Here is a 19,235-nt window from a genome sequence, read left to right on the forward strand (position 1 = left end):
GCGGTGGAATGACGTGTCGCGGCACGTCTGGCAAGCCGATCAGGCGGCATCGTCCATCTTCGGCATCAGGGGCAGCAGGGCCTCGATATCGCGCTCGGGCCGGCAGAGCAGGTGCAGCGGGCCGTTCGGACCGGCTTGCAGCGGAAACGGCGTCAACCCGATATCGGCATAGACGCGCAGCAGCTCCGGCCCGGCACGCCAAAATGCCGGATCGACGCCGGCGCGCTCGCAGACATCACGGAATCGCCAGATGGCGGAGATCCGATCCCGCTCCTCCCCTGCCGGGTCACCGAGGGCGAGCCAGATCCCTTCCCGTTTGACGAAGGCGAAGCCGGCGCGATCCGCCTCGCCGAAGATTGCGCCATCCGCCCCGCCCGGCGCGGGCGCCACCGCACCCAGTGCCGCAAGCCGCAGGCGCGTCGCATCGTCGTAGGGCACCGGCCCCGTGCGGGCCGGCCGCAGCAATCGGACCGCCGCCACCAGCAGGAACACGCCGGCGAGGCCGACTGCGAAACGCAGCGAATTCGGCGCCTCCGCCGACAGCACGACGCCCCACCAGGACAGGTCGGCGTAGGGACCGGCATAGCCGATGCCCGCCAGGGTCAGCGCGCTCAGCGACAATGCGGCGAGGATGGCGACGTTCTCGGCCGAGAGCGGTTCGGCATTCAGCCTCGCAAGGCGATAGAAAGCGGGACGCACGGTCAGCAGCAGCACCGCCAGCAGCAGGAACCCACCGGTCAGCCACCAGGGTTCCCCGCGCAGCCAGACCACCAGGGCGCCGTTGACCAGCAGCACCAGCGCGCCCCACCAGGCAATGGCGAGCCGGCGCATCAGCCCATAGGCCGCCACCAGCAACAGGCAGCCGACCACCGAGGCGGCGAAATGGCTCGCCGCGTCGTCCAGCATGTCGAAGACGCCATCGAGCCCATTGGGCTTGGGCGGCAGCGCGCCAATGAGGATCATCGTCATGGCCGCGAGGGCCGTCAGCGCCGCCATCGCCGGCACTTCGAAGGAAATGGCGACGCCGCGTTCGGGCGCGATGCGATCCATCAGATGGCGCCGCTGGCTGATCTCGAAGCCCGCGAACATCAGCCCGGCGATGAACAGCGGCACGATGTAGTAGTACAGCCGGAACAGCAGCAGCGCCCCGATCACCACCGGCGCCGGCAGGTGGTTCGACAGCCCGAGCAGGATCGCCCCGTCGAACACGCCGATGCCGCCCGGCACGTTGGCGATGATCCCCGCCGACAGCGCCAGCACATAGATGCCGAGGAAATGCAGGAAGGTCAGGCCATCGGCGTGCGGCAGCAGCGTCCAGAACACCAGCGCCGTCACCGCCACATCGGCGGAAGCCAACGCTGTCTGACCCACCGCCATGCGGAAACCCGGCAGGTCGATCTGGTGACCGAACAGGCGGAAATGCGGCACGAAGCGCGCCAGCATGATGTAGGACGCCACGATCGCCCACATCACCAGCCCGGCTGCCTGCTTCGCCCAGCGCGGCGCGCCCTCGGCGACGAAGGACAGGATTTCCGGCTCGGCCACCAGCACCAGCCCGCCCAGCGCAAAGCCGCCCAGCCCGAAGGTCAGCGAGGTGAAGGCGACCACCTTGGCAATGGCAAGCGGCGGCAGCCCCCAGGCGGCATAGAAGCGGTAGCGGATCGCCGCCCCCGATACCGTCGCGAAGCCGAGGTTGTTGGCCAGCGAATAGGCGACGAAGGAGGCAAGCGAGGTCCGCGCATAGGACACGGGATACCCGGCATAGACCGAGCCCAGCCGATCATAGGCCGTCAGCACGATATAGGCGGCCAGCGTGAACCCCGCCGCCGCCCACAGCGCTTCCGGCGGCGTGCCGTCCAGCGCGCCCTTGATGTCCGCCCAGGACAGGGTGCGGAATTCGCGCTGCACGACATACAGCGCGCCACCGAGCAGCAGCAGGCCGAAGACGGTCGCGCCGTGCCGCTTGACCAGTCCGAGGGCGCGCGCGCCGATGGTCACGCGGCCGGGGCCTCCTGCTGCCGCGCCAGCGCCGTCTCGATCAACCCGATCGTCCCGGGGATCCCGTAGAGTGCCACGAAGCCGCCGAAGCGCGGGCCTTCCTCCTGCCCCAGCAGGACCTGGTACAGCGCGTTGAACCAGGCGCGCGACACGCCCACCGACCCGTCCTTGTTGGGTTGCAGGAAGGGCTCGCGCCGGCCGGCATCGTAGACCAGGTCCTGGATCGCCTTGGCACGGTCCTCGGCGGGCATCGCCTCAAGGTCCACGGCGCGGTCGCGCAGCGCCGCCATCAGCACGGTCAGCGCCTCGCGCTCGGCCTCCGACGGCATGCGGAAGCGCTTGGTGGGCGCGACGAAGTCCCGATAATAGTGCACGGCGTGTTCAACGAGCTTGCCGAGCATCGGTTGCGTCGCCGGCGTCGCCCCAGGGGCATAGCGCGCGAGAAAGCCCCACAGGATGGCCGGATCGTCCGCATTCACCACGGACGCCAGGTTCAGCAGCATGGTGAAGGAGACCGGCGGCTCCGGGTCGTTTGGCGCGGCACCGCCATGGATGTGCCAGGCCGGATTGGCCGCGTCCGGCGCAACGCGCAGCCGGGCGCGGTGCTGGAGATATTCATCCACGGCGCGGGGGATCTGGTCGAAGAACAGCCGCTTGGCGCGCTGCGGCTGGTTGTACATGTATTGTGACAGGCTTTCGGCCGGCGCGTAGCGCAGCCATTCGTCGATGGTCAGCCCATTGCCCTTGGACTTGCTGATCTTCTGGCCCTGCTCATCCAGGAAATGCTCGTAGGTGAAGGCCTCGGGCGGCTCGCCCCCCATCACCCGGCAGATCGCCGAGGACAGCCGCACGGAATCGATCAGATCCTTGCCCGACATCTCGTAGTCCACGCCGAGCGCGTACCAGCGCAGCGCCCAATCGGCCTTCCACTGCGCCTTGCAATGGCCGCCGGTGATGCGCGTGGCGTGACGGTCGCCGGTGTCCGGATCGCGCCAGATCAGCAGATCCTCGGACGGGCGCACCTCCTCCATCGGCACCTGCATGACCACGCCGGTCTTGGGATGGATCGGCAGGAAGGGTGAATAGGTGGCGCGGCGGTCCGGGCCGAGGGTCGGCAGGATGACGCCGCGCACCTCCTCATGCCGTTCGGCCATGCGGATCAGCGCGTCGTCGAAGCGGCCGGACCGGTAGTAGTCGGACGACGACGCGAATTCGTAGTCGAAGCCGAAGGCATCCAGGAACGCCCGCAGCCGGGCGTTGTTGTGGTGTCCGAAGCTCTCATGCGTCCCGAACGGGTCGGGTATGGCGGTCACCGACCGGCCGAGATGCTGTGCCAGCATCTCTTTGTTCGGCACGTTGTCGGGTACCTTGCGCAGGCCGTCCATGTCGTCGCTGAAGGCGATCAGCCGCGACGGCAGCCCGGTCAGCAGGGTGAAGGCGCGCCGCACCCAGGATGTGCGCGCCACCTCCCCGAAGGTGCCGATATGCGGCAGGCCGGAGGGGCCGTAGCCGGTCTCGAACAGCGCCGACCCCTTATCCGATTTCGCCAGCCGGGCGGCGACCTTGCGCGCTTCCTCGAAGGGCCAGGCCTTCACGGTGGACAGATCGGCGGGGGGTGAAATCGTCACGGGGGCGAAACTCATTCGACAAACGGGACGGGCGTTATAGGTGGGCTGGGGTCGCGGCGCGACCCCAGCGGAGTCTTTGTAATGCCCTCAGACGGCGGGCGCGGCCCATCCGGGCCGCTTGGCTTCGCGCCATGCGCTGGCGCACCGGGGACGGCTGGCAGTCTGGGCGCGGTCGCGCTCTGCGCTCCCGGATCGAGGCAGCGCCTCGATCCGCCGGGCCGCCGTCCGGGCCAGGCCGCGGATTGGCGGTCGGATTGGGCGCGGTCGCGCTTTGCGCTACCGGATCAGGGCATCGCCCCGACCCGCCGCGCCATGTCCCAGGCCGGGGGCCGCCCTGCCGTGGCATCCGGGCCGGAACGGCACTGAACCATTGGTCCGCCCACGGCTTTGCGCTAAGCATCACGCCCCTTCAACCGTCGAAAGGACACCGAAGGTCATGCGTGTCGGTATTGTCGGCGCCACCGGTGCGGTGGGTCGCGAGCTTGTGGACGTTCTGGGACGCCGGGCCTTCCCGGTTTCCACGCTGAGGCTGTTCGCCTCCGCCCGCAGCGCCGGCACGAAAACGAAAACGCCCTTCGGCGACGTGACGATCGAGGAATTCTCCGACGCCGCCGTGCGCGACCTCGACCTCGCTTTGCTGGCGGTGTCCGGCGAATTCGCCAAGGCGCACGCCCCGAAGATGGTCGAGGCCGGCGTCACGGTGGTCGACAATTCCTCCGCCTTCCGGCTGGTCGACGACGTCCCGCTGGTGGTGCCGGAAGTCAATCCGCGCGCAATCGGCGGCGCACGGCTGATCGCCAACCCGAACTGCACCACGGCGATCCTGGTGGTGGCGCTCGAACCGCTGCGCCAGGCCTTCGGCCTGAAGCGCGTCATCGTCTCCACCTACCAGGCGGCGTCGGGCGCGGGTGCGGAAGGCATGGCGGAACTCGAACGCGAATCCCGCCGCGTCCTCGTCGAGGGCCTGAAGCCTGAGCACGACGTGTTCCGCTGGCCGCTCGCCTTCAACGTCATCCCGCAGATCGATGCCTTCCAGCCGAATGGCTACACGAAGGAGGAGATGAAGGTCGTGTGGGAGAGCCGGAAGATCATGGGCATGCCAGATCTTCCGATCTCCTGCACCGCGGTGCGCATCCCGACCATGCGGGTGCATGCCGAGGCCGTCACCATCGAGACGGAACGCCCCGTCACGCCTGAGGCGGCCCGCGCCGTGCTGCGTGCCGCCGCCGGGGTGAAGGTCGTGGATGACCCCGAGCACGGCCTCTACCCGATGCCGATCAACGCGACCGGCCAGGATGATGTCGAGGCCGGCCGCATCCGTGCCAACCCGGTGTTCGGGGATTGCGGCCTCGACTTCTTCCTCTGCGGCGACCAACTGCTGAAGGGCGCCGCCCTGAACGCAGTGCAGATCGCCGAACGCCTGCCGGCCGTCGCGCGCAAGGCGGCCTGACGCACCGCGGGGCCGCAGCGCCCCGTACCGGCACCCGCCCACCGGGTGCCGGCCATGCGGCGGTCCGGCGGGGCATCCCCCCGGCGGACCCGCCGTGTCGTCGTCGCGCGGGGCCCGCGGTGATCAAGTCTTAGCCAGCGCCGACCATCCTGTGCCGCATGCCCCCCGCATGCGACACCGCCCGGCGATCAACCGGCGCAATCCTCTCCCCGTCCTGCTGCTCGCCCTCGCCCTGGCCGGATGCGCCGGCGGCGCCCGAGAGGTCCATTCGCCGCCGTCCGGCTGTCTCCGGACCGACGCCGCGGGGCTGTCCGCCGATGCGGCATCCTCGGTGCTGCGCATCTCGGTCCACACCCAGGGCGACGGCCGATCCATGCATGGCACCGGCTTCATCCTGCACGGCAGCGCCCCCGCCGAGGGCACGAACCGCATCCTGACCGCCGTGCATGTCGTGTCCCGCGCGCTCGAGGAACCGGACCGGGCCGTCATCCTGGTTGCCCGGGCCGACGGCACGCCGATCGGCGTCGCCGCCATCGAGACCACCGCCGAACCCTGGAACCCGATCGAGGCCCTCGACCCGTCCTGGACCGACCAGGCATTGCTGCGCATCGCGCATTTCGCCACCCCCGCGGCCGAGGCCCTGTTCCGCGCCGCGCCCGGCCTCCAACCCGATCCCTCCCAACCGACCGATGCGCTCATCGACGTGCAGGTCACCGGCAGCCGCGGCATCGAGCCGGGAGCATCGGGCGCCCCCATCCTCGGGCCTGACGGGCGGGTGCGCGGCGTGGTGGTGCAGCGCCGCCTCGACCACTGGGCCCGGACCGGGGAGGACGAGATCCCCGCCCCGCGCCTCGGCTCGCCGCGCGGCGTCGTGGCCGCGCGCCGCGCCCCCCCGGTCCGCGAGGGCATCGCCCAACCGATCGCCGCGCCGATGATCCTTGCCGCGCTCGGCCGGCAAGCACGTGATGTCGACACGGTCGGCGCGGTGATGCAGGCCGTTGACCTGCCCGTCCTCGCGCCCGCCTTCCCGGCACGCGACTGCGTCGTCTACCGCGCCAACGCCGGCTATCGCCGCCCGACCTGACCTGCCTCACGGGACCTCGAGCGAGGCCGCACCGATGGCGAGCCACATTTCGTCGCGCAGCCGCTTAAGCTCCAGCGCCCGCAACGCCGTCTGCTCCAACCGGCAGGATGCCGTGTTCGCGTCCGCCTCCCCGGGCGCCGAAAGCGCGCCGTCCATCGCGCAGGCCGCATCGCGATAGGCGATGAAGGCCCGTTGCAGCCGGCGCAGCGGGTCCTGCTGGGCGGAAGCCGCAAGCAGCCCGACCTCACGCGCCCAACGTTCCATCTGCTGCTGCCACAGCGCGATCTCGACCTGGGCGCAGATGGCGGAAGATTGCGGCCGCCCGGGCAGCACCGGCAGCCGCGCGATCAACAGGCCCTCGCCCGGCTGTCCCTGGCAGACAGCGGCGATGCGCCAGGCGCAGCGACCGAAGGCCGCTCGCGGCGGATGTGCCAGCGCGGTCAGCACGCAGGCTTCCAGCCATGCGCGTTCAGCCGGCTGGGGCCGCGCCGGATCGTTCGCCCGCTGTGCCACGGCCGGCATGGCCACCATCATCGCCGCCAAGGCCCAGCGGACCGCCACGCTGCTGCCACGCGCCATGGACCCTCCCCGTGGCGAGGCCGCTCCCGCCGGCGGCGCGCCAGGTTGCATCCTGGCGCAAATCACCAGGATCGACCCAGCGCGATGATGCGGCGAGGCGGGAGGTCCTACACCGCCCCGCCGCCACAGCGTCGCAGGACCGCGCACAGCCGCGAGAAGGCCAGCCAGAAGCCGCCATGCTCCGGCGCCTGCCCGGGCCTGCCGCCGAAGGCCGGTTCGCCGCGCCGCAGCAAGGCCAGCCTGGCCTCGAAGCGCCCGCGCATGTTCTCGACAAAGCCACCGCTGGCGCCGAGATATTGCTCCAGCATCTCGGTCGCGAGAGCGATCTCGACCCCTGCCTGCCCCTCGGTGGTGAAGCGCTTGAGGGCGCGGCTCTCCTCGGCCAGCGCCAGGTGCAGCCGGTGCAGGTCCTGCAGGTGGCGGGTGATGCGCGTCCGGGCGTCGCGCTCCGCCTCGCCGATGGCGTGGTTGTTGCTGTCCATGGACGGCCTCCGGCGGTCATCGTGACACTCCTGTGATGAAGCCACGGTGAACGGAGGGGCGACGCGGTCCTCCGGCTACCGTCGCCCACGGCCCGGGCGTATCCCGACATCAGCCAGTTCAGGGGTCGCCATGCGGATCGAGACGATGGACGCGCTGGAAGCGCTCTACGGCACGCCCAACCTCGCCTCGACCGCCAAGGTCGCGGACCACGTCACGCCGGACTATCGCCGGCTGATCGAGGCATCGCCGTTCATGGTGCTCGCCACGGTCGGGCCGGAAGGCCTCGATGCCTCGCCGCGCGGCGATGCCCACGGGCTGGTGCGCATCGCGGATGACCGCACGCTGCTGCTGCCCGACCGGCGCGGCAACAACCGCGTGGACAGCCTGCGCAACATCGTGCGCGACCCGCGCATCGGCCTGCTGTTCCTGATCCCCGGTTCCGGCACCACGTTGCGGGTCAATGGCCGCGCGCATCTGTCCATCGCGCCGGACCTGCTCGCCTCCTTCGCCGTGGAGGGCGCCGAACCGCGCTCGGTGGTGGTGATCGCGGTGGAGGAGATCTTCTTCCAATGCGCCCGCGCCGTGGTCCGCGCCGGGCTGTGGGATGCAGCCCGCCACGCCCCGCCCGCCAGCCTGCCGACACCGGGACAGATCCTCGCGGTGATGAGCCGGGGCGAGACGGGCGGCGAGGCCTATGATCGCGAATGGCCCGCCCGCGCCGCCAAGACGATGTGGTGAGTCAGCCGAGCCGCGCGGCGACGCGGGCGACCAGCGCCTCCCGCTCCGCCCGCATCCCGGCGCCGCGAGCCTTGGCCGTGGCCAGCACCGCCGCCGGCGCCGTCGCCGGCGACCCCGCATCGAAGGGCGGCGACGGCGCGTACTCGATCTGCAGCTGGATCGCCTGCGCGACCTCCGGTGAGACCATCTCCGCCACCAGCGCCAGCGCGAAGTCGATCCCGGCCGTCACGCCGCCACCCGTCACGACGCGCCCGTCGCGGACCCAGCGCCCCTGCTGCGGCACCGCGCCAAGCGCCCCTAGGAAATCATGGCTCGCCCAATGCGTGGTGGCGCGAACCCCCTTCAGCAGCCCCGCCGCTCCCAGGACCAGCGCCCCGGTGCAGACCGATGTGACGAATCGCGCCTCCGCCGCCTGCCGCCGCAGGAAGGCGAGCACCTCCTCATCCTCCATCAGCGCCGCCACGCCGGGTCCGCCCGGCACGCAGATGACATCCAGCTGCGGGCAACCGGCGAAGTCGGTATCGGGCATCATGGTCAGCCCGGTATCGGCGCGCACCGGTTCCAGCGTCTTCCAGACCAGGTGGACCGTCGCGCCGGGCACGCGCGACAGCACCTCGAAGGGTCCGGTCATGTCGAGCTGCGTCAGGCGCGGGAACAGCAGCAGGCCGAAGCGGAGCGGTGCGGTCATGGCGGTGGTCCTCCCTGTTCCAAGGCTCGCATGCGCGCCCCAGCCCCGCCAGTATCAGCCCATGTGAAGGAGCCGGCCCCATGCGCCTCGCGGTGATCTCCGACATCCACGGCAACCTGCTCGCCCTCGAAGCGGTGCTCGCCGACATCGCCGAACGCGGTGTCGATGCCACCGTCAATCTCGGCGACTGCGTCACCAGCCCGCTCTGGCCGCGCGAGACCTTCGAGCGCCTGACCACGCTCGACCTGCCGACGGTGCGCGGCAACCACGACCGCTGGATCGTCGAGAAATCCGAGGCCGATCTCTCCCCCGCCGGGCGCTACGCGCGCAACGTCCTGACAGAGGCGCAGCGCACCAGGCTGCACGCCTTGCCGCCGACGCTGGAGGTCACCCCGGACATCCTCGCCGTCCACGGCACGCCGACCGATGACAGCACCTACCTGCTGGAGGAAGCGGCCAACGGCCTGCTCGCACCCGCGCCACGCGCGACGGTGGCCGCGCGGCTGGGCGGTACGGCGCGGCCGGGCGGGGTGGTGCTGTGCGGGCACAGCCACCGCCAGGCGCTGGTGCAGGGGCCGAATGGTTGCATCATCCTCAACCCCGGCAGCGTCGGCTGCCCGGTCTTCGCGGACCACCCGGCGGCGGCGGGGGTGGAGCATCGGTCGCCGCATGCGCGCTACGCCATCCTGACCCTGCGGCGCGGGCGCTGGGGGGCGGAGCTGCTGGCGCTCGACTATGACTGGTACGCGGCGGCGCAGCGTGCGCTGGCCAACGGCCAGCCCGATTGGGCCGCCGCGATGGCGACCGGCAGCATCGGCTGACGGCCGGCCCTGGCCGTCATGCCTGGCGCCCGGCAAGCATTCCCAACGTCCTGCCGGGCCTTGGCGGGGCGGCCCGAACAGGCAGGGCCCCGTCCACACTCCCATGCCCCGGGCGGGCGCGCCGCTCTCACCGTTCCGCCCTGATCCCCCACCGCGTGAATCGCGGCCATGGTCCCGCACCCCACGGGCCGCGCAGGTTGTTCGCCGCATAGGCCACCAGGAACAGCATCGCGAGTCCCGGCAGCAGCGGCGCGGCGAGGAAATTCCAGCCGGCATCCTCGACGAAGACGACGACCGGATTGGCCCCGGCCGGCGAATGGATGGTCCGCGTCGCCGCCATGGCCGCCAGCGCCGTGCCGACGGCAAACGCCAGCCAGACGCCGACCGGCCCGCCCAGCCAACCGTAGGCTTCATGGAACACGATGCCGACGACGGTCGAAAGCAGGTGCCCACCGATGAAGGATCGCGGCTGCGCCATGATGCCGCGCGGCATGCCGAACAGGATGACGCAGGACCCGCCGAAGGATGGCAGCAGCCAGGGATGCCGGGTGAAGGACAGCGCGGCATTGGCCAGCAGCAGCGCGCCCGCCGTGCCGATGATCTGCACCAGGATGCGGCGCGGCGGCGGCGGCTTCACGACCGGACCCGCATTTGCGCCAGGTCCTCCGCCGTATCGACATCCTGCAGGCAGCGCAGCAGGGCGACGCGCCGGCCGCGGAAATTCGCCATGGTGTCCGACAGCGCGTGCTCGCTCGACCAGCGCACGCCAGCGAAGGGCCGCGCCGGCCGCCGCGGCCCCAGCCCGACCAGCCAGTAGCCGCCATCCGTCGCCGGCCCGAACACGGCATCGGCGCGACCCAACGCGCGGATGGCCGCGGCGATGTCGGCGGGTCGCAGGTCGGGAATGTCGCTGCCGGCCAGCACCGCCCGCGACCAGGGCCGCATGCAGCCGGCCATGCGCGCGCCCAGGTCGCCATGCGGCTGATGGATGCGTTTCGTCCCGCGCGGCACGAAGCGGGCCCAATCCGCCCTGGCCCCGCGTGGCGTGGTGGCCAGCACGGTCCGCCAGCGCCGGTCGCGCGCGATCGGCCGCGCCGTGGCGGCGAAGGTCGCGCAGTGGAAGCGCAACGCCGCACGCGCCCCGATGCCCCTGGCCAGCCGGCTTTTCACGGTGCCGAGGCGCGGCGCCCGAGCGAAGAGAATGACAGTGGCCCGGTCCATCGCCCGCAAGCCAAGCCGATCAGCGCCGCCCTGCATAGAGCCGCGCGATGCGCGCCGGCGGCACGCCGAGGAACCACAGGCCAAGGCAGCCCAGGTTGCGCGCGGATCGTGCCAGCCATCCATCCTGCCGCCAGCGCGCCGCCGAGGTGGTGAAGGCGACATCCAGCCCGACCAGCCTGGCCCGGCCGATACGCCGAACCAGATCCACATCCTCCATGATCGGCATGGGGTGGTAGCCGCCGAGCGCGACGAGGAAGTCGCGCGCGATCAACAGCCCCTGGTCGCCATAGGGCAGCCCGAGCCGGCGACAGCGCCACGCCACCGCCCGTTCCAGCCGCCGCGCCTGCGGCGATGCATCATCGAGGGCGAAGCGGAAATAGGCGGCCCGCCGCGCATTCGCCGGATCGGCCATGAAGGCCTCGGCGGCGGCACGCCAACCCGGCCCGGGCTGCGTATCGGCATGCAGCACCAGGATCCATGGCGTGGCCACCGCCGCAGCGCCGGCGGCGAGCTGGCTGCCGCGCCCGCGCTGGGCCTCAACCAGCCGCGCGCCGGCCGCGGCGGCAATGGCCGCGGTGGCGTCGGCGCTGCCGCCGTCGGCGACGACGAGGTCAGCGACCTCGCCACGCAGCGCCGCGAGCGTCCGCGCCAGGACGGCGGCCGCATTCAGGGTCGGCAGGACGGCTGTGAGTTCCTTCAACGTTCCCATATCGCTCATCCTGGCGTTTGCGCGGCATTAATCATTTGTTCCTTTTTTGTTCTTGATCTTCGGCGCCGTCTTGCGCAAGGTGTGCCGGAACGAAATGAGAACTTGATCCTCCTTCCCCCAGCACAGGCAGGACCCGCGCCATGCCGGACGGCAGCACCCATCTCCCGCCAGACTACGGCCAGGCCCTGCCGCCGCTGGCGCGCAAGGGCCGTGGCGCCGGCCTCAATCCCGCCGTGCGCTTCGAACGCACGGCGCGTGAGGCATTCGACGATGGCTGGGGTACGCTGGAAGCCACCTTTGCCGACCTGCCGCCGCTGCCCACCACCCTGACCAGGGACAATGCCAAATCCGCCCTGGCCTGGAATGACAGTCCCGATATCGGCTTCGATCGCGCGATCAATCCCTATCGCGGCTGCGAGCATGGTTGCGTCTATTGCTATGCGCGCCCCTCCCACGCCTATCTCGGCCTGTCGCCGGGGTTGGATTTCGAAACGCGGCTGCTGTTCAAGCCTGAGGTCGCCGCCCTGCTGGAGAAGGAACTCCGCAAGCCCGGCTATGACCCGAAGCCGATCGCGCTGGGGTCGAACACCGACCCCTACCAGCCGATCGAACGCACGCTGAAGCTGACGCGAGCGGTGCTGGAGGTGCTGGAACGCTTCAACCACCCGGTCACCATCGTGACGAAATCCGCCGGCGTGCTGCGCGATCTCGATATCTTGTCCAAAATGGCCAGTCGCAACCTGGTGCGGGTCTGCCTGTCGATCACCACGCTCGATGCGCGGTTGGCGCGCATCATGGAGCCGCGCGCAGCCTCGCCCGAACGGCGTCTGGCCGCGGTGCGGGCGCTGGCCGGCGCCGGCATCCCGGCCGCGGTGCTGGCCGCCCCGATGATACCGGCCGTGAACGATGCCGAGTTGGAGACGATCCTCGAACGCGCCGCCGCGGCCGGGGCGACCAGCGCGGGCTATGTGCTGCTGCGCCTGCCGCTGGAGATCAAGCAACTGTTCGAGGAATGGCTGGAACGACACATGCCGGATCGCGCGGCGCGGGTGCTCTCGCTGATCCGCCAGACGCGCGGAGGCGCGATGTATGACAGCCGCTTCGGCGTGCGCCAGAAGGGCACCGGTGCCTATGCCGACCTGCTGGCGCAGCGCTTTGCCTTGGCGGTCAAACGACTGGGGCTGGAACGGCGCGGTGGCGGGGTGGGCGCGCTGGATTGCGGGCAGTTCCAAGTGCCGGAGGTGCCCGGCGAGGCGCCGCGGGCCAAGCAGCTCGCGCTGTTCTGACGAGACCACCAATTCGTTCCACGTCAGCATTGTGATCCGACGAGACCCCGGATAGGCTTGCTGCAAGGGCAAGCGACCCGCCCGCCGGACGGGCACATCCAGCAGCGCGGGCATCCAAGAGGACGCACAGATGGCGGCTACGCTTGGCATCGTCTACAATCGCTGGATCGCGCATCTCGGCCAGGTCCACGGATCGGCAAGCTATGCGTTCAAGGGCGGCGATACGCCGGTCAAGACGCTCTCCTCGATATACATCATCGGCGACACGAACAATGCGACCGAGTGCTTCATCAGCGCGCATGGTGGTGCGGATTCCGACAATTACTACTTCGACAACGATACCTTCAAGGTTCCAACCGGCACGACCGTGCGCTTCTACCAGAAGCACGGCTCAACCCTGTCCTTCAGCACCAACGCATTGCGCCTGACGGGCGGGCAGCCGATGAGCGAGCCCGGTGCGACCGACCTTGTCTATTCGGCCGGCGACCAGTGCACGAACTACATTCTGTCGAAGGATCAGGGCCATCACCTCGGTAACTTCACCGACGATCAGGTCGATGGCTGGAAGATGACCTACGAGGGCGCGCAGGAGGTTTGCGGCGAGCTCGGCGTCGTCATGATCCTGATCCGCAACCGCTGGTTTCACGCCGGCGTGTCACTCAAGAACGTCATTCACGACGTCCAGGGCGCGGTGAGCGGCATCAAGACCTTCAACGCGCTGTTCTGCCGCGTGGACGACAATTCGACGGGTTCGGACTGGAACGCGCGCACCGGCGTCGCGTCGTAGGTTTGTTCCCGATCAGGTGCCGTCACATGATCGGGCAATGATCCGCGATGCCGGGAGGCGTTGCGGATTGCGACGGCCCCGCGGTGTTGCCGGGCCGGCCGGGGTTGGCTGCCGGCCTCACGCCGCCTTCAGGTGTTCCTTCAGTCGCGGCATCAGCTCCACCAAGTTGCAGGGGCGCCAGCGGCTGTCGAGCTGGAATTTCAGGATGTCGTCCCAGGCGTCCTTGCAGGCGCCGGTCGAACCCGGCAGCGCGAACAGGTAGGTGCCATCCGCCACGCCGCCCAGCGCGCGCGACTGCATCGTGGACGTGCCGATCTTCGCGTAGCTCAGCATGCGGAACAGTTCGCCGAAGCCCTCGATCTCCTTCTCCAGCACCCGCTTGAAGGCTTCCGGCGTGACGTCGCGGCCAGTGATGCCGGTCCCGCCCGTGGTGATGACGCAGTCGATCGCAGGGTCAGCAATCCAGCGGCGCAGCAGCGCCTCGATGATGTCGGCCTCGTCCTTCACGATCTCCCGCGCCGCGCAGCGATGACCAGCGGCTTCGATGCGGTCCTGCAGCGTCTGGCCGGACCGGTCCGTCGCCATGTCGCGCGTGTCGCTCACCGTCAACACGGCGATGTTCACGGGCAGGAAGGGGAGCGTTTCGTCGATCGGCATGGCGTCCTCCGCGCATCGGCCTTCACCATGGGCATCGGCGGGGGCTGCTGCAACGGGGGGTCAGCGCGCCTGCGCCGCGCGGATCTGCGCCACGGCAGCGGCAATGCGCATCGCCAGCATCGTCTCCCCCCGCGCGGCGGAAGCGCGGGACGGGTCGCCCGACGCACCCAATGCCGGCAACGCATCGGGGCGCGGCGGCAGGCGCTGCAGATCCACCCCCGGCGGATGCACGGACATCAGCTCCGAGGTGTCGCCGATCCCGGCATGGGTGCCGATCGTCGCCTCCGTCTCGCCCTGCGCGCGGAGCCAGTCATCCTGCTGCGCTATGGCGGCGTAGTAGCGATCGACGGCGATGACGCGCACCCCCTCCCGCCGCCATTCGGCGGACAGGCGCGCGGCGAGGCGTTCCTGCGGCCGCTGGCTCGGCCCGTTATCGGCCAGGAAGCAGATGGTGCGGAACCCGGTGGCGCGCAGGCTGCGGGCGATGCCATCGAGCATGGCGGCGAAGGCTTCGTCGGTGACGCCGATGGTGCCGGGGAAGCGCAGATTGCCCTCCGGCGGATCGAACCGCCCCTGGGGCGAGAAGGACAGCACCGGCACCACCAGCGCGTCGCCCAGTTCAGCCGCGATGCGTCGCGCCGCCACCCGAACGATGTGGTCATGCTTGCCGAGGATCATGTGCGGGCCGTTCTGCTCGATCCCGCCGCTCGGCACGATGGCGGTGCGGCGGCCGGCGGCCACGGCGTCGCGCACTTCGATCCAGGTCATGTCCGCGATGTCCAGGCTTTCGGGCAACCGCTGCGCCCGGGCCGCTCCCGGCAGCGCGAATCCGGCCAGCATCGCCATGCGCAGCAGGCCGCGGCGGAAGGACATTCCATCGGCGCGCGCAATATGAGATTCTATGCAGCGATGACGTGGCCCGATTACGACCCCCTGACCGCGGCCTGGAACTGGCTCCACAGCCTGGCGGGACTGCTGACCGAACCCGGTTCGCCCTTCTGGTGGCCAACGCTGTGCGTTGCCGTGCTTGCCTTCGTCGTGATCGGGCTGGTCACGCACGCCTCGCTGCGGGAGATGCGGGCCCAGGCGATGCCGCTCGCCGGGCGGGCCTTCCTGCAGCAGACCGCAGTGGATTTCGGCCTGTTCATCGTGAATTCCGCGCTGCCCTTCCTGTTGGCCCCGGCCTTCTTCCTGTTCAGCGCCTCGGGGGCGGCGATCAGCGTGGCCCTGTTCTCGCCGATCCTGGGGCTGCCGCAGGCCGGCGCAACGCTCAATCATCCGCTCGCCATGGCCTGTGCCGCGCTGATCCCCTTCGCGACCACGGATCTCTCGCTCTATTGGACGCATCGGATCTTCCATCGCTATGAGCTGCTGTGGCGCGCGCATCGGCTGCATCATGAACCGCCGATGCTGACGCCCCTGACCGCCTTCCGATTTTGGCCGCAGGAACAGGTCGTGCATATCGGCTGCGGTGCCTTCATGGGCGGCTTCGGGCTCGGCATCGTGGCCACCTCCTTCGGTGCGAAGGTCGATCCGCTGACGCTGCTGGGCGTCAACGCCTTCACGGTGGTGTGGAACCTCGCCTTTTCGCATCTGCGCCACAGCCATGTCGCCTTGAGGTTTCCGCGCTGGCTGTCCCATGTCTTCGTCAGCCCGCATATGCATCAGGCACATCATTCCGCGGACGTCGCCCAGCACGACACCAACTTTGCCACGGTCTTTGCACTGTGGGACTGGATGTTCGGCACGCTGTACCTGCCGAAGAAGGGCGAGCGGTTCCGCTTCGGCGTGGACGACCCGGCGCCGGCGCCAGCCCCCGCCCCTCCGCAGGCAAGCCCGCACGCCCTGCCCTGAGGCCCTCCGGCCCGATGGCGCACGGCGCGGCCGCCGCCCCCAACGCACGCATGCATGGCGCGAAGGCGAGCCGCGCGGCGCCCGCCGTCCGGGGCAAACAAAAATCCCCTGAAGCGTGATCGCCGCAGGTGGACTCACCGGAGGCGTGAATCACACGATCAAACAAAGGCATCGAGCAGGAAGCGTGAGCGGAAGCGAACGGATCCTGCTCAGAGCGTGATGGCCGCAGGTGCGAATGCACCGGAGGTCTGAATCACGCGATCAAACAATAGGGTAGAGCGTGATGGGTGAACGAATGTGAACCAATCATGCTCTAATTCAGCGCCACGCGCCGCCCGCCATCGCCGGGACCGCCATCCCCCGCGCTGAACACCGGGAAGGCGCCGCGCACCAGCGCCTCCAGGCTCGGCGCCGGCAGGCCGAGGCGGGAGGCATAGATCCACGAATAGGCCAGCACGCGCTGCACATGCAGCCGCGTCTCCTCGATCGGGATGGCCTCGATGAACAGGAAGGGATCGTCGCGGTGGCGCGCCGCGGGCAGCCAGCGCGCAAGGTTGCCCGGCCCGGCGTTATACGCCGCCAGCAGCCGGATCAGGTCGCCGCCCACAGCCTCCTGCCGGGCCAGCTGCAGCAAATAGCGTTGCCCGATCTCCAGCGACAGGGCGGGGTCGTGCAGTCGAGCCGCGCCCTCGGCACGGAAGCTCGGGTCATTCGCGACATAGGCCGCGGTCGCCGGCATCACCTGCAGGATGCCGCGCGCCCCGGCGCGGGAGATCGCCTCCGGATCGAAATTCGATTCCTGCCGCGCCAGGGCGTAGATCAGCGCCGGGTCGATCCGGAATCCCTGGGCTGGTTCCAGCCGCGGCAGCGGAAAGCGTTGCAGGTCGCGCGGCCGCCCATCCGCCCCCTGTGCCAGGCCGGCGAGCTGGGCGCCCAGGTTAGTCATCCCCGCGCGCGAGGCGACGGCCAACATGGCGCCCGCCAGCGCCGCATTGCCGCGCGCCGCCGGCCACAGCGCGCGCAGTTCCGCCTCGGCGCGCACGGTCTGGCCGACCTGGAGCAGCGCCAGCGCCCGCCAGCCGCCAGCCGATTCAGCCAGCGCCGCCGCCCCCGCCTCCGTCGCGGTGCCATGCCAGGCGAAGCCTGGCGCCAGGCCCAGGGCGCGCCGCGCCAGCAGGCCGTGGAAGGTGCGCGGTTCCTGCGCCGCCTGCAGCATCCATGGCACGTATTGCGCCGGCCGGCGGGCGCGCACCGCCGCCCGCGCGGTCCAGAACGCTGCCGAGGCCCGCGCGGCGGCCGAACCGCCCTCGGCCCGTGCCGCCGTCTCGAAATAGGGCAGTGCCACATCGAACCGCCCGAGGCCCCAGGCCGCGAGGCCGGCGGCGAAGGCGGCGCGGCCGGTCTTCTCATGCCCGCCACGGGCCACCTCGCTCGCCATGCGGAAGGCGGCGGTGTCCTCCCCGCGGCGGAACAGAGCGAGGGCAATGTCGGCGCGCAGCGCCGCGGCATAGGGCACGGTCATGCCACGCGTGCGACGGATCTGGTCCAGCGCGCCACGGGTGTCCCCGGCGACGGCGCGCTCGCGCACCGTCCGGTCCAGCGCGGGGTTGCGCACGAAGCCCCGCGCGGCCGGCTCGCGCTCCTCGGGCACCGCCTCGCCATCCTCGGGCAGGGCGGCTTCCTCGGGGGCCGGCGGCAGGGCAGCGCCCTGGGGCGAGATCCGCGCCAACAGGGCGTGGATACGCGGCGCATCCGGTTCATCGGCATGGCGGGCGAGCCAGGCTCGAAGGTCCTCCGGGCGCGGCGCGGCGGCCTGCGGGCCAAGCCAGCGATCGGCCAGGATCGGCCCATCAAGGCGGTGATCGCTCAGCGCCTCATGCTCGCGAAGTGCCGCGGCCTGCTGGCCCTGGACCTGCAACAGGAAGATACGGGCGATGCGCGTGGCATCGGCGGGGGCGAGCGGATGCGGCAGCCCTGCCGCCCCGCCGCCCGCAATGGGTAGTTCGGGAGCGGCCGAGGCGGTCTGGGCGGCCCGCTGCGCCACGGCCGGAAGGGGGGTTCCGAGCAGTAGCGGAGTACCGACGACAGCCGCGAGGGCCGCCGGTACATGGCGGGCCATGGGGCAGATCGCGCGCATGGCGAGTCGCGACTAACGAGCGTTGCGCAAACGACGCAACTCCGATGATCGGGACGATTCGCGCATTTCGAGACCGCACTGAACCCTCTCAGGGGGTTGGCCTGGGTCCTGCACCTGTCGTCTCGCGATCAAGACGTGATGCTGCGGTGCAACAAAAGCAGATCGGACCAGGCATCGCGCTTGGCGGCCGGGGTGCGCAGCAGATACGCCGGATGCAGCGTGGCCAGGGCGGGCACCTCGCCGAGCCCCTCGACCGCGACCTGGTGCCATTTGCCGCGCAGCCGGGTGATGCCCTCCTTCACCCGCAGCAGCGCCTTGGCCGAGGTGCCGCCGAGCAGCACCAGGTGACGCGGCTTCACCAGGGCGATGTGGCGCAGCACGAAGGGAACGAACAGCGATATCTCGGCATCGGTCGGCGTGCGGTTGCCCGGCGGGCGCCAGGGCAGGATGTTGACGATGTAGAAGCCGCCCTCGTCGCGCTTCAGCCCGATCGAGGCGAACATGCGGTCGAGCAACTGCCCCGACGGCCCGACGAAGGGCCGGCCGATCCGGTCCTCCTCGCCGCCCGGCGCCTCGCCGATCAGCATCAGGCCGGCACCGGGGTCGCCATCGGCGAAGACCAGGTTGGTCGCGGTCTCCCGCAGCGGGGACCCGTCGAAGGCGCGGATCGCCTCGCGCAGGGCTTCAAGGCTCGTCGCAGCCGCGGCGGCCTCGGCAGCGCGGCCGGCAGCCGGCGGGGCGGCCATGGGCGGCAGGGTGACGACGGCCCGCGGGGTGGCAGCCTGGCGCGGGGCTTCCGCGGCGGGGCCGGCGACCGGCATGGGCCGCGCGGGCACGCTGGCGGCCGCAGCGCGCGTGACCGCGCTGCGATCCGGCGGCGCCTCGGCCAGCGCCTCCTCCGCCCCCCAGTCCAGTTGCAGCGCAAGTGCGGCGAGAAGCGCCGCCCGATCATGCTCCATCCTTTCCATATCGGCCCCGCGCGGGGTTCCGTGCAACCCGGGCTGCGGCTAGATGGACGCCACGAGAGCGGTTCCCCTGGCTGGGACCGCCCAGGTTTTTGTTTGAGCGAGCATCTTCGCCCGTCCGGGTGCTTCCACCGGGACGGGATCTGCTCT

19 protein-coding genes are annotated in these 19,235 nt (G+C 70.6%); 7 read left to right on the top strand and 12 right to left on the bottom strand.

Translation table 11 applies throughout. The features are described 5' to 3' along the window. Window positions 1–39: 39 nt before the first annotated feature. Both AAFN86_RS13780 and AAFN86_RS13785 read right to left on the bottom strand, forming a co-directional pair. Window positions 40–1,998, bottom strand: a complete 1,959-nt coding sequence (locus tag AAFN86_RS13780) for a phosphatidylglycerol lysyltransferase domain-containing protein (protein ID WP_347543920.1) — start codon at window positions 1,996–1,998, stop codon at window positions 40–42. Continuing rightward, on the bottom strand, window positions 1,995–3,620 hold the full coding sequence (locus tag AAFN86_RS13785) for a lysine--tRNA ligase (RefSeq protein WP_408906603.1): 1,626 nt from the start codon (window positions 3,618–3,620) through the stop codon (window positions 1,995–1,997). The genes AAFN86_RS13780 and AAFN86_RS13785 overlap by 4 nt, the downstream gene beginning before the upstream one ends. Before the next feature lie 442 nt (window positions 3,621–4,062). On the opposite strand from AAFN86_RS13785, the gene AAFN86_RS13790 reads away from it, so the two are divergent. Together AAFN86_RS13790 and AAFN86_RS13795 are read left to right on the top strand one after the other, a co-directional pair. After that, window positions 4,063–5,076 carry an aspartate-semialdehyde dehydrogenase gene (locus AAFN86_RS13790; RefSeq protein WP_347543922.1) on the top strand — a complete coding sequence of 338 codons (1,014 nt, stop codon included), beginning with the start codon at window positions 4,063–4,065 and terminating at the stop codon, window positions 5,074–5,076. Window positions 5,077–5,245: 169 nt separating this feature from the next. Continuing rightward, complete coding sequence (locus AAFN86_RS13795) at window positions 5,246–6,160, top strand: hypothetical protein (protein WP_347543923.1); 915 nt, start codon at window positions 5,246–5,248, stop codon at window positions 6,158–6,160. A 6-nt stretch (window positions 6,161–6,166) separates the two neighbouring features. On the opposite strand, the gene AAFN86_RS13800 is transcribed toward AAFN86_RS13795, so the two are convergent. Both AAFN86_RS13800 and AAFN86_RS13805 read right to left on the bottom strand, forming a co-directional pair. Then, window positions 6,167–6,739 carry a lysozyme inhibitor LprI family protein gene (locus AAFN86_RS13800; RefSeq protein ID WP_347543924.1) on the bottom strand — a complete coding sequence of 191 codons (573 nt, stop codon included), beginning with the start codon at window positions 6,737–6,739 and terminating at the stop codon, window positions 6,167–6,169. Between the two features lie 107 nt (window positions 6,740–6,846). Further along, window positions 6,847–7,221: a hypothetical protein gene (locus AAFN86_RS13805; RefSeq protein ID WP_347543925.1), complete on the bottom strand. Its 375-nt coding sequence runs from the start codon at window positions 7,219–7,221 to the stop codon at window positions 6,847–6,849. Between the two features lie 130 nt (window positions 7,222–7,351). On the opposite strand from AAFN86_RS13805, the gene AAFN86_RS13810 reads away from it, so the two are divergent. Further along, complete coding sequence (locus AAFN86_RS13810; RefSeq protein WP_347543926.1) at window positions 7,352–7,960, top strand: pyridoxamine 5'-phosphate oxidase family protein; 609 nt, start codon at window positions 7,352–7,354, stop codon at window positions 7,958–7,960. Between the two features lies 1 nt (window position 7,961). Here AAFN86_RS13810 and AAFN86_RS13815 read toward each other — a convergent pair whose 3' ends face one another. Then, complete coding sequence (locus tag AAFN86_RS13815) at window positions 7,962–8,648, bottom strand: DJ-1/PfpI family protein (RefSeq protein WP_347543927.1); 687 nt, start codon at window positions 8,646–8,648, stop codon at window positions 7,962–7,964. A gap of 80 nt (window positions 8,649–8,728) precedes the next feature. Here AAFN86_RS13815 and AAFN86_RS13820 point away from each other — a divergent pair, with 80 nt between their 5' ends. Beyond that, on the top strand, window positions 8,729–9,469 hold the full coding sequence (locus AAFN86_RS13820; protein ID WP_347543928.1) for a metallophosphoesterase family protein: 741 nt from the start codon (window positions 8,729–8,731) through the stop codon (window positions 9,467–9,469). Window positions 9,470–9,596: 127 nt separating this feature from the next. Here the strand turns inward: AAFN86_RS13820 and AAFN86_RS13825 are convergent, their stop codons facing one another. The 3 genes from AAFN86_RS13825 to AAFN86_RS13835 are packed head-to-tail and all read right to left on the bottom strand — an operon-like array spanning window position 9,597 to window position 11,399. Then, a complete protein-coding gene (locus tag AAFN86_RS13825) occupies window positions 9,597–10,106 on the bottom strand; it encodes an HPP family protein (RefSeq protein ID WP_347543929.1) in 510 nt (169 codons plus the stop codon). Next, window positions 10,103–10,690, bottom strand: coding sequence for a TIGR04282 family arsenosugar biosynthesis glycosyltransferase (locus AAFN86_RS13830; RefSeq protein ID WP_347543930.1), 588 nt, complete (start codon window positions 10,688–10,690; stop codon window positions 10,103–10,105). Before AAFN86_RS13830 ends, AAFN86_RS13825 begins: the two co-directional genes overlap by 4 nt. A gap of 19 nt (window positions 10,691–10,709) precedes the next feature. Beyond that, window positions 10,710–11,399: a glycosyltransferase gene (locus AAFN86_RS13835; RefSeq protein ID WP_347543931.1), complete on the bottom strand. Its 690-nt coding sequence runs from the start codon at window positions 11,397–11,399 to the stop codon at window positions 10,710–10,712. Window positions 11,400–11,539: 140 nt separating this feature from the next. Here AAFN86_RS13835 and AAFN86_RS13840 point away from each other — a divergent pair, with 140 nt between their 5' ends. Beyond that, the gene (locus AAFN86_RS13840; RefSeq protein ID WP_347543932.1) at window positions 11,540–12,685 is read left to right on the top strand and encodes a PA0069 family radical SAM protein; all 1,146 of its coding nucleotides are present in this window, start codon (window positions 11,540–11,542) and stop codon (window positions 12,683–12,685) included. A 130-nt stretch (window positions 12,686–12,815) separates the two neighbouring features. Continuing rightward, the gene (locus tag AAFN86_RS13845; protein WP_347543933.1) at window positions 12,816–13,472 is read left to right on the top strand and encodes a putative adhesin; all 657 of its coding nucleotides are present in this window, start codon (window positions 12,816–12,818) and stop codon (window positions 13,470–13,472) included. A gap of 117 nt (window positions 13,473–13,589) precedes the next feature. On the opposite strand, the gene moaB is transcribed toward AAFN86_RS13845, so the two are convergent. Together moaB and AAFN86_RS13855 are read right to left on the bottom strand one after the other, a co-directional pair. Next, on the bottom strand, window positions 13,590–14,129 hold the full coding sequence (gene moaB, locus AAFN86_RS13850; protein WP_347543934.1) for a molybdenum cofactor biosynthesis protein B: 540 nt from the start codon (window positions 14,127–14,129) through the stop codon (window positions 13,590–13,592). A 60-nt stretch (window positions 14,130–14,189) separates the two neighbouring features. After that, complete coding sequence (locus AAFN86_RS13855; RefSeq protein WP_347543935.1) at window positions 14,190–15,002, bottom strand: creatininase family protein; 813 nt, start codon at window positions 15,000–15,002, stop codon at window positions 14,190–14,192. A 36-nt stretch (window positions 15,003–15,038) separates the two neighbouring features. Here AAFN86_RS13855 and AAFN86_RS13860 point away from each other — a divergent pair, with 36 nt between their 5' ends. Further along, complete coding sequence (locus tag AAFN86_RS13860; protein WP_347543936.1) at window positions 15,039–15,983, top strand: sterol desaturase family protein; 945 nt, start codon at window positions 15,039–15,041, stop codon at window positions 15,981–15,983. 313 nt (window positions 15,984–16,296) lie between these two features. On the opposite strand, the gene AAFN86_RS13865 is transcribed toward AAFN86_RS13860, so the two are convergent. Next, entirely contained in the window at window positions 16,297–18,102 is a 1,806-nt protein-coding gene (locus AAFN86_RS13865; RefSeq protein ID WP_347543937.1) for a transglycosylase SLT domain-containing protein, read from the bottom strand. A gap of 146 nt (window positions 18,103–18,248) precedes the next feature. After that, the gene (locus AAFN86_RS13870; RefSeq protein WP_347543938.1) at window positions 18,249–19,079 is read right to left on the bottom strand and encodes a uracil-DNA glycosylase; all 831 of its coding nucleotides are present in this window, start codon (window positions 19,077–19,079) and stop codon (window positions 18,249–18,251) included. Between the last annotated feature and the right edge of the window lie 156 nt (window positions 19,080–19,235).

The sequence above is a fragment of the Roseomonas sp. CAU 1739 genome (genome assembly GCF_039839775.1).
In the GTDB taxonomy this organism is placed as follows: Bacteria; Pseudomonadota; Alphaproteobacteria; order Acetobacterales; family Acetobacteraceae; genus Neoroseomonas.